We start from the raw sequence: 14,320 nt of genomic DNA, 5'->3' as shown, positions 1-14,320 counted from the left end.
GGATGTTCCGCGAGCGCGGACGACCGGTTGGCGCGGGTACGGGCGACGCTGGAGCGGCTGGAGGCGGACCTCGCCCAGGGCGCCGGGATCGGCCTGCCCCGGATCACCCTGCTGGAGCCGGAGTACCTGCGCGCCACCACCCGCGCGGAGGCCGACTGGCTGGGCGCGGTGCTGGACGACCTGCGCGCCGGCCGACTGGTCTGGTCGACCGAGCAGCTGATCGCCTTCGCCCAGGGGCAGGAGTCGGCCGAGGGTTGAGGACGCGGGCGCCGGTCAGCGGCCCAGCGCGGTCTCCCGGGTCATCCGGGAGAGCTTCTCCGGGTTGCGCACCGCGTAGAGGCCGGTGACCAGTCCCTCCTCCAGGCGCAGCGCCAGCACGGTGTCCACCTCGCCGTCCAGCCGGACCACCAGCGCCGGATGGCCGTTGACCTGCTCCGCCCGGAGCGCGACCGCCCGCCGGGTGATCCCGCGGAGCAGCCCGGCCACCAGCTCGGCGCCCACCACGGGGGCCGGCGTGGCCTGCACCAGTCCCCCGCCGTCGCCCACCAGGACGACGTCGGGGGCGAGCAGGTCGAGCAGGGCGCGCAGATCGCCGGTCTCGACGGCCCGCTGGAAGGCCGCGACCGCCTGCCGGGCCTCGGCGGCCGAGACCGCCCCGCGCGGCCGGCGCGCGGCGACGTGGACGCGGGCCCGGTGGGCGATCTGGCGGACGGCGGCCTGGCTCTTGTCGACGGCCTCGGCGATCTCCCCGTACTCCAGGCCGAACACCTCGCGCAGCACGAACACCGCGCGTTCGGTCGGCGCGAGGGTCTCCAACACCAGCAGCATCGCCATCGAGACGCTCTCGGCCAGTTCGACGTCCTCCGCCACGTCGGGCGCGGTCAGCAGCGGCTCGGGCAGCCACGGGCCGACGTACGACTCGCGGCGGCGGGCGAGCGTGCGCAGCCGGCCGAGCGCCTGGCGGGTGGTGATCCGCACCAGGTAGGCGCGGTGGTCCCGGACGGCGGTGAGGTCGACGCCGACCCAGCGCAGCCAGGTCTCCTGCAGCACGTCCTCGGCGTCGGCGGCCGAGCCGAGCAGCTCGTAGGCGACGGTGAACAGCAGGTTGCGGTGGGCGAGGAACGGCTCGGTCGCCGCGTCCGCGAGGTGCGCGGCCTCCGTGGGATGCTCGCTCATGCCCGTTCCTACCTCTCACTCGCGGATGCGTCCCGGTGCGTGCGGATGCGCCGTACACGAGACACCGGTGGGCACCGTCCTGTGACATCCCCCGGCGGTGGCGTGCGTCACTCCGCGGCTCTGTCACAGGCACGCCTCCGCCCGCGTCTTGTGGTCGTCCAGCGCGGATGCGCACGACGAGAACGAGTGAGGACGACACCTATGGAAACCCGCTTCAACCTGCTCGCCAGCCCGACCGCCGCCAAGGTCGCCAAGCGCTTCTTCAGCACCTCGCAGGCGATCCAGGAGTCGACGCTCCCCAAGGCCCTGCAGGACCTGGTCATGCTGCGCGCCAGTCAGATCAACGGCTGCGGCTTCTGCATCGACATCCACAGTAAGGAGGCCGCGGGCCACGGGGAGACGCCGCTGCGGCTCAACCTGGTCGCCGGCTGGCGGCACAGCACCGTGTTCACCGCGGCCGAGCGCGCCGCGCTGGCGCTCACCGAGGAGGGCACCCGGCTCGCGGACGGCGCCGGCGGCGTCCGCGACGCGACCTGGGCCGAGGTGCGCGAGCACTACGACGACGACCAGGTCGGCGCACTGGTCTGCCTGGTCGCGATGATCAACGCGGCCAACCGGATGAGCGTGATCGTGAACAACCTGGGCGGCTCCTTCGAGTCCGGCGCCTTCGCGGCGCTCGACTGAGCCGACCGGCGTGCCCCGCCCGGGGCCGGAACACCGGCCCGGGCGGGGTGCCTCGCCGCTGCTCGGACGACGGGCTCCCGCACCTGGCACGCGGCGACCGGGCAGGCGGGGAGAGCGGTTCCTGCTCGGTCGCTCATCGGCTCCCACCAGGGCGGTCAACGTCGCAGGCACCACTCCACGAACCGGCTGATGCTTGGATCCACCTGCGCGCTCTCATCGGCGACGGCCGCGGTGCAGAAGTAGCGGACCTCCTGGAAGTCGTGCTCCATGGCCTGGATCAGGCTGTACAGGCCGAGCTTGTCGAGGATCCAGGCCCGGGCGGCGTCGCTGTCGCCCGACGGGTCCGGGCAGAGCCCGTGTGCGGCGAGCAGGTCGGTCTTGCTGATCGCGACGGCGAGCCGCGACTGCCTCACCGGTGCGCCCATCGCGGCCACCGCCTGGACGGACCGCCCGAAGACTTCCTCCGGGTGGACGGTGGAGGCGAGGGTGCGGTCCAGCAGGCCGTCCGGCGCGGGTTCCAGCCGGGTCCAGAAGTCCTCCACCGCCATCGGATCGAGGACGAAGACGAAGGTGCGCGCGGCCCGGGCGTAGCGCAGCGCGTCGGTCTCGTCCCGGTCGACGAAGCGTTCGCCCGCGGTGTCGAAGAGGTGGACGAGGCGTTCGGTGCGGCCGGCGCCGAGGGTGAAGGAGTGGGCGCGGGGCAGCGCCTTCTGGGTGCCGAGGGTGTGTCCGCGCATCCGCAGCACCTCGCGGAGCACCTGGTAGCCGCGGGCGGAGTCGTCGTCGGCCAGGCGCAGCGCCGGGCCGCCGTTGGCGGCGGCGTTCTCCAGCGCGAGCAGCATCGCCGCCATCAGCTGGGTCTTGCCGGCGGCCCGGCCGCCGATCAGCGGGACGACCACCTCCGGCATGTGCCCGGCGTCGGTGTTCATCGGCTTCCCGCAGTGAGCGTGGGTGCAGTACGCCTGGAGGCGGGACTGACGGCCCATCAGCATCAGCAGGGTGGGCATCCGCCGCCCGCAGGCGCAGCGGCGGCGCAGGATGCCGTACCGGCCGGGGCGGATGTCGGCGTGCCGGCGCCGGCAGGTCGGGCTCGGGCAGTCGTAGGCCGGATAGCGGACCCGTTCGTAGCAGTGCGGGCAGATCATGCCGGTGCGCAGCCGCTTCAGCCAGAGCAGCACGCGGTCGGCCGCCCGCAGGGTGGTGGCGATGAGCCTGGCCCCGGCGCAGAGCAGGCCGAGGACGAGGGCGTGCAGGGCAGGCAGGACCAGCAGCAGGGGCACCGCGACGGCGGCGCCGAGGGCGAGACCGGGGTAGAGGGTGAGCCCGTAGGGCACGGTGAGGGCGCGGCTGCGGGGCGGGGCGGTGAACTGCCCGGTGGTGACGGCGCGGAACGAGTCGCCGACCGTGCGGGTGTACGAGCGCCGTGCCAGCGTGACGAGTTGGCGCAGGTCGCGGCTGCCCGGGCCGTAGCAGTAGTTACGGTGGGCCGGGACGTCCTCGTCCTGCGGGCGGTACGGCGGCACGGTGCGGAACTCGGCGGTGCGCCGGAACAGCACGCCGATCATCAACTGCAGGTAGCCCCACAGGAGTTCCATCACCAGCGCGAGGGCGCGCAGGGTCAGGACGACGGGGGCGACGACCAGGTAGGCGGCGAGCCCGGCGAGGTAGAACAGCGGGACGAGGACGAAGATCAGGATGGCGGCCACGGGTGATCACTCCTCCCCGGTCCCGGGGGGTTCCTGCCGTTCCCCGCGCCGACGCCGGACCGGCCACCGGGCCAGCAGCAGGCGCCCTGCCCGCCGCGGACCGCGCCGCTGCTCGGCGATCCCCCGGTAGTGGTCGGCGAGTTCGGCGTGGCAGGGCCGCACCGCCCGCTCCAGGCGCTCCAGCTCCGCGAGTGGCCAGCGGTAGGCGGTGTGCTGCCGGACGGCGTTGACCACCTCCTGGTGCGCCTGCGCCAACCCGGCCCCGGAGCGTACGGCGGCGACGGCTGCGATGTGGCTGAGCCGGACCTCGTCGATCCGCCCGCCGGCCTCCACCAGCTCCCGTACCTGCGCCAGGTACCGCTCCAGCAAGGCGTGTCCGAAGTCCGGGAGGGCCTCCCGCAGTCGGCCGACGTCGGCGGGCAGCCGCAGCAGGACGGGGATCAGGCGGTAGCACTTGAGCGCCTGCGGCCCGGCCCACAGGCTGGCCTCCTGGACGATGAAGACCCGGGCCAGGTCGGTGGCCTCGCGGGCCTCGCGCAGGCCGCGCTCCAGCGCCAGGGTGGTGGTCACCCGCCGCCGGGTGTCGGGGCGCAGGCCGGCGAGCCGCTCCGGGCTGGAGAGCAGCCCGTACAGCCGCAGGCACAGGTCGAGTTGCTCCTCGCCGCCGATCGGCTGGTTCGCGGCGCGGTCGAGCCACTGGCCGACCTCCTCGCCCCGGAGCACCTCGGCGGGCAGCGCGCGGGCGATCTCGATCGCTTCGAGGTGGGTCCAGGTGCGGGAGGGGTGGCGCCACAGCTCGCGCAGCAGGTCGGCGTCGGGTACGGCCTGGCCGCGGAGGTGCAGGATGCGCAGCAGCATCTCGACGGTGCGCTCGGGCCGGCGCTCGGCGCAGGCCCGCCAGTAGTGCTCCAGGAGCAGCGGGTGGCTGGTCAGGTCGCGCTCGGTGAGCAGGGCGGCGGGGAACTGGGTGAAGAGCTGTTCCTGGCCGGCCCGGCTCTCCAGGGCCTCCTCCACGGCGGTCGCCAACGCGGCACGCACCGGCGGGAGTTCACCGGCCAGCCATTCCACCTCGCGGCGCAGCTCGGCGCCGGGGGCGGGGGTGGCGAGCAGAGCGCGGGCCAGGGCGAGGGTCTCGCGGTCCATCACCTCGGGTGCCGGGGCCAGGTCGGCGCCGAGCGCCCAGAGCAGCAGCCGGGCCCGCTGTCGGGTGCCGGTGGTACCGGTGGCCAGCAGGCGTTCCCAGAGCGCGGTCGCCTGCCGGCGGGCGTCCCGGTCGACGAGCGGGGTGGGGGCCACGGCGTCCTCGGCGGCGTTCATGTGGGCACGCATCCGGGATTCGTACAGTCGGCCCTCGATCTCCTGGTGCAGCACGGCGTCCCTGGCGGCGCGGGCGACGTCGCTGAGCACCGCCAGGTGGGCGTCATCCAACTCCCGGTGGCCCCGGTAGAGTTCGGCGGCCACCTGGACGCGGCGTGCGCCGAGGTGGTCCGCGCCGGCCAGCCAGCGGGTGAGCACCCGCGCCTCGGCGCCGGTGAGCGCGATGCCTCCCGAGGCGGCCGCCGCGGCGACCGGGGCGTACCAGTCCTCGGGGCGTTCCTCCGCACCGTGGGTGAACTCGGCCGCCCAGGTCCACACCGGGCGCACCGAGCCGACCCCGATCCGGGTCAGCAGGTCCACCAGTGCGCGGACCGCGTCCGGGGCGGCGGCCGGCCTCGGGAACCGGCCCCGGGCGAAGTCGAAGACGGTGTAGGCGTCCTCCTCGTCCGCCCCGAAGTCGAGCTGCGACTCGGGCACCGTGCCGATCAGGTGCAGCCGGCTGCGGGCCGGGCGCAGCACGTAGGTGGCGAAGGAGAGCCGGCGCGCGAGCGGGGGCGGCAGCAGGTACGAGACGGCGGCGAACCAGTGGGCGATCCGCTCGGTGGTGTGGTCGGTGACCACGACCGAGCCGTGTTCGGTGAGCGCGGCGAGCACGGCGGCCAGCAGGTGCGGCAGCTGCGCGGCGTGCGGGTGGGCGGTCAGGAACTCCTGGACGCCGCGGGCGGTCAGCGGGCCGCGCGGGGGCGCCGCCAGGACCGGGATCTCGGTGCTCGGCGAGACCTGCCCGCGCCACACCGGGGAGTTCCACAGCTCGATGCCGAGCAGTCCGCGGGCGGCCGCCGGGAAGTCCTCGCTGTGCAGGGCGTGGGCGAAGTAGTTGCCGAACCGGCGGGCCGAGTCCCGGCCGACGTAGCGCACGCAGAGCGCGGTCGCGGTGCGGCCGCGCTGGTCGTACGGGCGGTAACAGAGGTTGACCGGGCAGCGGTCGAGTTGCTCGGGGGTGTCCGACTCGACCAGGGAACGGGGCGGTTCGTACCCGGCGAGGGCCTCCACGGCCTGCCGGGTGCCGGCGGTGACGCCCTCGCTGACGGCGTTGAACTGGAAGCCCGAGAAGCCGCTCAGGCCGTGCTCGCAGGAGGTGTAGTACAGCTGTTGGAAGTGCGCGCCGGCAGCGCCTTCGGCAGCACCGGCGGACGTGCGGTCGTTCATCCGCGTCCCGCCTTCGGGACCGAGCCGAACTCGCTGAGCAGCCACAGCAGCGGGTCGGCGACCCGGTAGGGCTGGATGCCGGTGGCGGCGATCCGGGCGTCGGGGGTGGGGTTGCGGCCGAGCGAGGAGACGCCGAAGTAGCGGAAGCGGGTGTAGTGGTTCTCCAGCAGCTGGTCGATCGGCACCCCGTCCCAGTCCTTGAGCAGCCGGCGTACCTCCTCGTGCACGCTGAGGCTGTCGCCCACGTCGAAGCGGTCGCGGGCCGGGGCGTGGTCGCGCAGTGGGCTGGCGCCGTCCAGCAGGTGCCAGAAGGCGTCCAGCTTGGAGAACACCACCGCGACCGGGACGTCGATCTTTTGCGTGGAGCCGCCCGCGAGCAGCAGGTTCGTCACCCGGGACAGGACGTTCACGGGCGCGTCGAGCCCGGTGGTGCCCGGCAGCGGTGTGCCGGGCAGCGCGCCGTCCCGGGCGCCGGGCATCTGCAGCGGGTCGAGCAGCAGGATGATGCCGTCGGCGTTGGTCAGGTAGCGGGTGTTGAGCTCCACGCTCTCCTTGGAGCTGAAGTCCTCGCCGGCGGTGTCGAAGAAGGACAGCACGGTGTGCTGCGGGCGCTCGCCGAGCAGGGTGCGGCGGCGCAGGCTGAAGCGGAAGACCAGCGGGTCCACCCGGTTGAGGTTGGTGGAGGCGGTCTGGGTGCCGGGGAAGAGCTGGTTGTCGCGGTAGAGGCGGTCTTCGTAGTCGGTGCTGTAGCGGCGCATGGTGGCGTCGTCCAGGCCCAGCAGGGCGGCCCCGAAGGCTTCGCCGATGCGGTTGCGGACCTCGTGCAGCAGGACCGTCATGTACACCGTCTTGCCGGAGGCCTTGGCGCCGACCATCGCGATCAGCCGGTTGTCCACCCTCCCGAACTGGACGGGGAGTTCGGAATGGCACACCGGGCAGATCCGGTAGGTGGTCTCGCCGTCGCAGTCCGGGCAGACCGCCGTGGGCTTGCGCCCGTCGGCGGCGAAGTCAGGGCCGAGGTCGTGGCTGCGGCGCGGGCCCATGCGCTCGTCCAGCACCTGGTCGCGGCGGCGCGCGCACTGTTTGCCGGTGCGGCTGAGCCGGCTGTTGCAGCGGAAGCGGATCTCGCGCGGGGCGAAGCTCTCGTAGCAGTAGGGGCAGGCGTGCCGTCGGGCCATCAGGTCACTCGCAGTCTGTGCAGCGCGGTCGGGCGGATGTCGATGCCGGCATCGGTGGCGGCGTCACCGTGCGCCGGGAAGCAGACCAGCCAGGAGGGGCCCCGGGTGGCGGGCAGTGGGAACTCGACGGTCAGCGGGGTGTGGGCGGGCAGCCGCTGCGCCCGTACCTCGTGCACCACGGTGCCCTCGGCGGTGCTGGTCGGCCGGAACCGGCCGAGGCCGTGGACGATCCGCAGGTCGGGCAGGTCGCAGCCGCTCTCGGTGGTGAAGGTGACCGTCGCCATCCGGCCCTTGAGCCGGCGGCGCACGGCCGGCTCGTACTCCACCACGGGCGGCTGGGCGGGCACGATCAGCGAGGAGGAGCCCTCGCAGTCCACGCCGGAGCCGGTGACCAGCGCCTCCACGGTGAGGGTCACGCCCTCCCGGCCGACGGCCAGGTCGAGCCCGCCGTCGTGCTCGTACGTCCGGCGCCGGCAGATCAGGTCACCGTCGGGACGGCGGTCCGCGGCGGCGCTGCCCGCGCGCTGCCAGCGCACCCGCGCGCTCAGCGCGCCGTCGGGCCAGGCCCACAGGACGAGCAGGTGGCCGCCGCGCCGGAGGGCCTGCAGCTCGGCGACGGGGACGGCGAAGGTGCCGGCGGGCGGGGCTTCGGTGGGCGGGGTGGGGGCCGGGGTGGGAGGTGCCGCGGTCTCCGGGGCCGCTTCGCTCCGGCGGGGCCGCTCGCCACGGCGGGGCTCGGGGATGACGGCTTCGTACGGCATCTCGATCGGGGCGACGGGCCCCTCCTCCGGCCCGGGGGCGGCGGTCTCGGGCGCGATCTCGGGGCCCGGGCTGCTCACCGTCGCCGTCGGGGCCGCCGGCTCCCGGGGAACCTCCGACTTCCGGGGTTCCGCCGCCCCGATCGGGCGTTCCGGCCCGGCCGCGGTGGCGCCCGGGCGCGTGCGCGGCTCCGGATCCTCCGCCACGGGGTGCGGGCTGCGGACGGCCGGCTCGGGGTCCAGGAGCAGGTACCCGTCCCGGGGCCCGGAGCTCCTCGGCGCGGGACCGCTGACCACCCGCATGACGCCGAACTCCTGCCGCAGCAACAGGCCCTGGACGACGGCGAGTTCGGGCCGGTGGCAGCGCACGGTCAGGCCGCGGGCGACCGGGAGGGTCTCGATCCCGGCCCGGTGCCCCGGGGCGGTGGACAGGCCGCCGGCCAGCAGCACGGTGTCGACGGCCGGCTCGGCGGTGAGTTCCTCGGTGACGGCCGCGAGCATCCGCTGGTACAGCGGCGCGACGGCCCGATCGAGCTCGGTCCGGGTGACCACCACCGGCGGGCCGTCCCCGGCCGGTTCCACCGCCCGCTCCGCCGCGCTGAGCCCGTGTCGCAGCTGCCGCGCCACCCGGCGCGGGTCGGCGCCCCCGGGCAGCCGCCCGGCGAGGTGGGCGGCGAGGGCGGCGTCCCAGTCGTCACCGCCGAGGCGGTCACTGCGGGTGCGCACGACGCGGACGGTGAGGTCGGGGGTGATGGCGAGCACCGTCAGGTCGAGGCTCGTCGCCCCGTGGTCACAGACCAGGACGGTACGGTCCACGCCCTCGGCGACCGCGCCGTAGTGCAGCGCCACGGCCACCGGATCCGGCACCACCCGCTCCACCCGCAGCCCGGCGCCCTCGGCGGCCCGGCGCAGCTCGTCCTCGCCCTCGCCGACGGCGGGCAGGCCGAGCACCACCGACCCGTCCGCGCCGACGTTCGTGCCGTCACCTGCCGCCGCCGCGAGCAGGGCTGGAAGGGCGCGGGCCGGGTCGAGGACACCGTCCACGCCGTCGAACTCCACCTCCACGACGGCCGGTTGGCCGTCGGTGCCGGTTCGGGCGAGGCGCCCGTACCGGTGCCCCAGGTCGATCGCGATCACGTCCACCCCTCCTCCTCCTGCTGCGCGCTGACCCACACGGTGCCTTCCGGCCCGACCCCGACCCGCAGCCGACTGCCGGGGTCCGGGCAGTGCTCCAGCAGATGGCCGACGACCGCCGCCCGCACCCGCTCCAGTTCGTTGCGGATCTGCCGGCCCCCGTACGCCTGGTGCTCCGGGTCCGACATCCGCTCGACGATCCACGGGTGCAGCGTCGCGGTGTCGGGCAGCAGCTCGACCCGGTGGCGTTCCCGTACGGACTCGCGGAGTTGGGCGAGCAGCCGGTCGGCGATGCGCACCACGTGCTCCCGGCGCAGCATGTCGAAGACCACCACGCCGGGCTTGAGCCGGCCGTAGATCTCCGGCCGGCCGATCTGCCGGAACTTGTCCTCCACGGCCCGGGTGAAGTGTGCCTCCAGTTCGGCGTACGAGGGTTCGCCACCGGCGTCCAGCAGGCCGCGCAGTTCCTCGGCACCGGTGTTGGAGGTGAAGATGATCAGGCACTCGGAGAAGTGGGCCGTCTGCCCGCGGCCGTCGGTGAGCCGGCCGTCCTCCAGGACCTGCAGGAACTTGTCCAGCACCTTGGGGTGGGCCTTCTCGATCTCGTCGAACAGCAGCACGCTGAACGGCCGTTCCTGCACCCGGCGGGTCAGTTCGCCGCCCTGGTCGTAGCCGACGAATCCGGGCGGGGCACCGGCGAGCCGTTCGGCGGAGTGCTCCTGCTGGTACTCGCTCATGTCGAAGCGGGCGTACGCGCTCTGGTCGCCGAACATCAACTCCGCGACGGCCTTGGCGAGTTCGGTCTTGCCGACGCCGGTCGGGCCGACGAAGAAGAACGCGCCCCGGGGCCGGGCGGTACCGGAGTGGCCGAAGTCGATGCCGACGAAGGCCGATTGGAGGGCGGAGGTGACGGCGTCGACGGCCGGGGTCTGGCCGACGACCCTGCGGGCGAGCAGCTCGGCCGCCCGGGCGATGGTGTCGCGGTCGAGCTGGGTCCACGGGTCGACGCTGACGTTGAGCCGGTGCAACTCCAGGAGTTTGTCCGGCTTCTGCAGCGGCGCGTCGCGCAGCCAGGACGTCCGGGCGAGGGAGTCGATGTCCCAGCCGGTCATGCCGTCGGTGGCGCCGACCAGGGCTTCCAGGTCGGCGGGCGTGGCGTCCGCCGCGCCGTTGAACCGCGGGCGCAGCCAGTCGAGCCACAGCCGGCGCTCGCTCGGGTCGGGCCGGCCCAGGTGCAGGGTCGCGATCCGGGGGTCCTCCCGGTGGAACCAGCCGGGCAGCCGGCCGACGTCACCGACCGCGCAGAGGACGGCGTTGCGGGCGTGCGGGCCGGGGCCGGCCGCCGTGTGCGGGGCGACCGCCTCCGTCATCGCGGCGCGCAGCCACAGATAGCCTCGGTGCGATTCGGGCTGGCCGGGGTGGAGTTGGTGCTCCACGTCCTCGAAGACGAAGGCGACGGCCGCGTCGGGCGAGGCGACCAGGCGTCGTACGGTGGCGAGGATGTCCTCGAAGTTGCGCGGGCGGGCGGCCGGCCGGGCCGCGAACAGCCGCTCCCGGCCGCGCTGCCGCTCGGCGCCGCGGGTGGTGTGGGCGGCCGCCGTGCCGGGGTCGGCGGGGCCGTCCTCGGGGCTCGGCGGGGCGCCGCCGGCTGCGCGTTCCGCGGGCAGGGCGGCCACCAGCTGGTCGTGGCGCTCGGCGTGGCCCGGGACGGGGAAGGTCAGCCCGGCAACCGGGTCCCACCAGCCGACCACCTCGGCGCCGCGCAGTTCAAGCAGCCCGGCGACCACTTCCCGGAAGGCGGCGGGCCGGTCCTCGAACCACCAGCGGTCCCGGATCTGCCCGTCCAGGATGACCTGTCGCCCGCGCCGCAGCTCCCAGTCCAGCGAGATCGCCCAGAGCGGCATCATGCCGTCCGCGACGGCCCGCCGACCGGCCTGGTCCCGGCGCGGCGCCTCTGGCGCGCCGCCGCCCGTACCGGAAGCCGGTTTCGTCCAGTCGACCGTGCTCACCGCTGCCACCGCCACTCCACCGTGTTCGGCAGGCGTTTGGCCTGCCGCTCGGGCGGCTTGCCGTCCCAGGTCAGCTCGCCGGGGACGAACTCCTCCTGCTCGCCGATCACGTCGTGCACCCGCTCCAGCAGGGCCTCGGTGGCGTCGCAGACCGCGCCCTCCGGGTCGGGGCGCAGCGCCACGTCGGGTTCGCCCTCCACCTGGTAGACGAGGACGGGGCTGCCGTCGGCGTCGGTGGCGACGGTGGTCTCGTACAACGCTCCGGTGGGGCGTTCGAAGCGCAGCACCAGGGCGTCGCCGTGGTCTCCGCCGCCGAGGAAGGCGAAGCCCTCGCCGAGCATGGCGTCCTGGAGCGCCTGCGCGAGGTCGGTGCGCCGGGTGTGGGCGAGGTGCAGTTCGTCCAGGCGGGGCTCGGCCTCGGCGAGCACGGCTTCCAGGGCCGCGATGGCGTCGAGGGCCGCTTCCGGGGCCCGGGCCGCGAGCGCGGCCTCGGCCGCGTGCAGTGTCCGGTCGAGCCGGTCGGCGAGGTTCGGGTCGGCGAGGTCCCGGGCCTCGGCGGCCGCGTCGGTGACGGCGGGCCGGACGACGACGAGCCGGTCGTCCGCCTCGCCGAGCACCGCCGCGAGGCGCTCGCGTTCCGCCTCCTCGGCCGCGGCGCGGGCGGCGGCCTGCTCCTCGGCGTGACGCTTCGCCTCCTCCGTCTGCTCCGCTGCCCGCCGCCGGGCCTCCTGCGCCTCCGACTCCGCCCGCCGCCGCTCGGCCACGGTCGCGGTATGCCGGGTGAGCGCGTGCTCGACCGTGCCCAGCAGCGCCGCGAACCGGCTCTCCGCGCCCGGGCCGGACTCGGCGCGCAGCCGGTCGAGCAGTTCCGTGCAGCGCTGCCGGCCCTCCGGGTCGTGGGCCGCCGCGTCCGGCCCGACCGCGGCCAGGCGCTCCTCGAACCCGGCCAGGACGGCCGCGCGGTCCGTCCCTCCCGAGGATGTCCCCGGCAGGCTCACGACCCGGCCGCGCAGCTCCTCGATCGCCGCGCCGATCCGCCCGCCACCGACCTGCTGCTGCAGGCGCGCCAACTCGGCGTCCAGGGCTCCGAGTTCAGCGCTCGTTCGGCCCTGCCGCGCCCGCTCCAGCAGCCGCCGCACCTCCTCCAGTCCGCGCGCGTCCGCCCCCGCCTGCTCCTGGTTCAGCCGTCGGGCGTGCGCCTCCTGCTCGGCGGCCCGCCGCCGCGCCGCCTCCTGCCGGGCGCGTTCCGCCTCCGCCCGGGCCCGCTCGCGGCGGGCGGCCGCCTCCCGGGCCCGCCGGGCGGCGAGCTCCGCCCGTTCCCGGGCCCGCTGTTCCTGCTGCCGGCGGCGTTCGGCCTCGCGTCGGCGGCGGAGCTCCTGCTCCCGCCGCGCGTAGACGGAGGCCACCTGGACCGTGCTGTACTTCGGTGATCCGCTCATGCTTCCCTCCGGGCCTCAGCGCGCAGGACGAATCCCCGCGCGGCGAGCTGTTCCTCAAGTCCCTCCCGGAAGCCCGGAGTCGGCGGCACGCCGGCCCAGGAGAGCGATCCGTCGGGCTCCACCGACACCTCGACGCCCGCGCTGGTGTCGGGCTCGGCCGGCACGTGCGCGTAGCGGTCGCCGAGCGCGATCAGCCGTTGGTTGGCCGAGCCGCGCCAGCGCAGGGCGGCGTGCCGCGCGGCCACGTACGGGCCGTCGACCAGCAGGTCGAGGCGCTCCAACAGGGCACGCCGCTCCGGGCTGCCGTCGCGCAGCGCCTCGTGGCGGTAGCCCGAGTACGCCATCGCGCTGAACTCCGGTCGCCGCGCCCGTACCGCGTCCAGCAGTTCGGCCAGCGCGCCCGCCTGGGCGAAGGGCTCGCCGCCGGAGAGGGTGACGCCCTCGATGTCGGGCAACCGGCAGAGCCAGTCGGTGAGTTCAGGTACGGCCAGGGGCGTTCCGCCCTCGAAGGGCAGCGTCTCGGCGGCGACGCAGCCCCGGCAGCTCAGCGGGCAGCCCTGCACCCAGATCACGGCGCGCACGCCGGGGCCGAGCACGGTGCAGCGCTCCAGCCGCCGGGCCACGTGGAGCCGGGTCACCTCGGCCATGCGTTGCCGTCCCTCTCCGTTGCCCCGGGCGCGCACCCACGCTGCTGCGCAACCGTCTCGGCCAGGTCGCACCAGGGGCACCACGGCCGCTCCACCGTGTACACGTGCCGGGCGTCCGCCGCACAGCCGCGCAGCCGGTTCGGGGCGGCTTCGGCGGCCAGTGCCTCGGCCCACCCGGAGGCCGACGGCCGTACCGCGCCGGCGGCGAAGGCGGTCCGGAACAGGTCCCGCAGCCGGCGGGGCAACAGGTCGACGGGCGGGGCGGAACGGGGCAGCACCACCGAGGCGCGGTCCAGCAGCCGGCAGCGGCCGTGCAGCACGTTGTCGTCGTACGAGAGGTAGGCGCCGCCGTCCCCGGGGTGTCCGGCGAAGGGGTGCAGACCGTCGGTGAGCAGCTGGTGGACGAGGACGGCGAGGACGAAGTCGTCGGCCGCGCGGTCCGGCGGGGTGCCGGGCTGCGCGCCGATCCGCTCGGGGGCGGTGTAGCCGGGGGTGCCCATCCGGCCGGGGAACAGCTCGCCGGCGTCGGTGAACTGCCAGGAGTCGACGTCGGCGATGGCGACCCGCCCCTGCCCGTCGGCCCACAGGTTGTCGGGTTTGAGGTCGCCCACCACGTAGCCCTCGGCGTGCAGGTCGGCGACCAGCCGGGCCAGCGCGTGGGCGGCGGTGAGGGCGGTCGCCCAGGTCGCCCGCGGCAGCGCGGTGCGCCGGGCCGCCGGGGCGAGCAGGTGGGCGAACGGGTGGTGGTCCCGGCGAAGGTCGGCCATCAGGTAGCCGTCGACGGCGCCGTCCGGCGGGCCGTCGGTGCGGACGGCCGCGAGCGGCCAGGCGATCCGTACGGGGGTGCCGGCGAGTAGCCGGACGGTGCGCGGCTCGCGGCGCTGCCGGACCAGCCGGGCGACGCGGCGGCGGTAGCCGGCCGGGGCCGGCGGGTCGGGGACGAGCTTGGCGACCAGCGGGCGCGGGTCGTCGACGGCGTACACCACGCCTTCCGAGCCGTTGCCGATCCGCTCGGTGAGCCGCCAGGCGCGCCCGGTGTCGGACACCACGGTGAGGGCCATGC

General features: G+C 75.2%; 11 protein-coding genes. 2 read left to right on the top strand and 9 right to left on the bottom strand.

Going from position 1 to position 14,320, the window contains the following annotated elements; all coding sequences use genetic code 11:
• Positions 1–27 precede the first annotated feature (27 nt).
• Positions 28–258, top strand: coding sequence for a hypothetical protein (locus tag ACH4E7_RS12585; RefSeq protein WP_396249026.1), 231 nt, complete (start codon positions 28–30; stop codon positions 256–258).
• 15 nt (positions 259–273) lie between these two features.
• Here the strand turns inward: ACH4E7_RS12585 and ACH4E7_RS12580 are convergent, their stop codons facing one another.
• Positions 274–1,176, bottom strand: coding sequence for an RNA polymerase sigma-70 factor (locus tag ACH4E7_RS12580; RefSeq protein ID WP_396249025.1), 903 nt, complete (start codon positions 1,174–1,176; stop codon positions 274–276).
• Positions 1,177–1,377: 201 nt separating this feature from the next.
• Between ACH4E7_RS12580 and ACH4E7_RS12575 the strand changes: the two genes are divergently transcribed.
• A complete protein-coding gene (locus ACH4E7_RS12575; RefSeq protein WP_396249024.1) occupies positions 1,378–1,860 on the top strand; it encodes a carboxymuconolactone decarboxylase family protein in 483 nt (160 codons plus the stop codon).
• A 155-nt stretch (positions 1,861–2,015) separates the two neighbouring features.
• Here the strand turns inward: ACH4E7_RS12575 and ACH4E7_RS12570 are convergent, their stop codons facing one another.
• Genes ACH4E7_RS12570 through ACH4E7_RS12535 form a run of 8 tightly spaced genes read right to left on the bottom strand, consistent with a single transcriptional unit; the run spans position 2,016 to position 14,318 of the window.
• The gene (locus tag ACH4E7_RS12570) at positions 2,016–3,566 is read right to left on the bottom strand and encodes a hypothetical protein (RefSeq protein ID WP_396249023.1); all 1,551 of its coding nucleotides are present in this window, start codon (positions 3,564–3,566) and stop codon (positions 2,016–2,018) included.
• Between the two features lie 6 nt (positions 3,567–3,572).
• The gene (locus ACH4E7_RS12565; RefSeq protein ID WP_396249022.1) at positions 3,573–6,092 is read right to left on the bottom strand and encodes a GTPase-associated protein 1-related protein; all 2,520 of its coding nucleotides are present in this window, start codon (positions 6,090–6,092) and stop codon (positions 3,573–3,575) included.
• Positions 6,089–7,270 (bottom strand): hypothetical protein, encoded by a 1,182-nt coding sequence (locus ACH4E7_RS12560; protein ID WP_396249021.1) that lies wholly within the window; start codon positions 7,268–7,270, stop codon positions 6,089–6,091. Before ACH4E7_RS12560 ends, ACH4E7_RS12565 begins: the two co-directional genes overlap by 4 nt.
• Positions 7,270–9,171 carry an Hsp70 family protein gene (locus ACH4E7_RS12555; RefSeq protein WP_396249020.1) on the bottom strand — a complete coding sequence of 634 codons (1,902 nt, stop codon included), beginning with the start codon at positions 9,169–9,171 and terminating at the stop codon, positions 7,270–7,272. Before ACH4E7_RS12555 ends, ACH4E7_RS12560 begins: the two co-directional genes overlap by 1 nt.
• Positions 9,162–11,180 (bottom strand): AAA family ATPase, encoded by a 2,019-nt coding sequence (locus tag ACH4E7_RS12550; RefSeq protein WP_396249019.1) that lies wholly within the window; start codon positions 11,178–11,180, stop codon positions 9,162–9,164. The genes ACH4E7_RS12555 and ACH4E7_RS12550 overlap by 10 nt, the downstream gene beginning before the upstream one ends.
• On the bottom strand, positions 11,168–12,610 hold the full coding sequence (locus tag ACH4E7_RS12545; protein ID WP_396249018.1) for a hypothetical protein: 1,443 nt from the start codon (positions 12,608–12,610) through the stop codon (positions 11,168–11,170). Before ACH4E7_RS12545 ends, ACH4E7_RS12550 begins: the two co-directional genes overlap by 13 nt.
• Positions 12,607–13,257, bottom strand: a complete 651-nt coding sequence (locus tag ACH4E7_RS12540; RefSeq protein ID WP_396249017.1) for a 4Fe-4S single cluster domain-containing protein — start codon at positions 13,255–13,257, stop codon at positions 12,607–12,609. Before ACH4E7_RS12540 ends, ACH4E7_RS12545 begins: the two co-directional genes overlap by 4 nt.
• The gene (locus ACH4E7_RS12535; RefSeq protein ID WP_396249113.1) at positions 13,245–14,318 is read right to left on the bottom strand and encodes a hypothetical protein; all 1,074 of its coding nucleotides are present in this window, start codon (positions 14,316–14,318) and stop codon (positions 13,245–13,247) included. Before ACH4E7_RS12535 ends, ACH4E7_RS12540 begins: the two co-directional genes overlap by 13 nt.
• Positions 14,319–14,320 lie beyond the last annotated feature (2 nt).

Source organism: Kitasatospora sp. NPDC018058 (assembly GCF_044327205.1).
Lineage (GTDB): Bacteria > Actinomycetota > Actinomycetes > Streptomycetales > Streptomycetaceae > Kitasatospora.
This window is presented reverse-complemented; position numbering and strand designations above follow the sequence as displayed.

Excerpts from the sequence above, each read along its gene's own strand:
- ACH4E7_RS12540 (WP_396249017.1), bottom strand. The coding sequence starts at position 13,257 with ATGGCCGAGGTGACCCGGCTCCACGTGGCCCGGCGGCTGGAGCGCTGC.
- ACH4E7_RS12580 (WP_396249025.1), bottom strand. The coding sequence starts at position 1,176 with ATGAGCGAGCATCCCACGGAGGCCGCGCACCTCGCGGACGCGGCGACC.
- ACH4E7_RS12545 (WP_396249018.1), bottom strand. The coding sequence starts at position 12,610 with ATGAGCGGATCACCGAAGTACAGCACGGTCCAGGTGGCCTCCGTCTAC.
- ACH4E7_RS12560 (WP_396249021.1), bottom strand. The coding sequence starts at position 7,270 with ATGGCCCGACGGCACGCCTGCCCCTACTGCTACGAGAGCTTCGCCCCG.
- ACH4E7_RS12565 (WP_396249022.1), bottom strand. The coding sequence starts at position 6,092 with ATGAACGACCGCACGTCCGCCGGTGCTGCCGAAGGCGCTGCCGGCGCG.
- ACH4E7_RS12575 (WP_396249024.1), top strand. The coding sequence starts at position 1,378 with ATGGAAACCCGCTTCAACCTGCTCGCCAGCCCGACCGCCGCCAAGGTC.
- ACH4E7_RS12535 (WP_396249113.1), bottom strand. The coding sequence starts at position 14,318 with ATGGCCCTCACCGTGGTGTCCGACACCGGGCGCGCCTGGCGGCTCACC.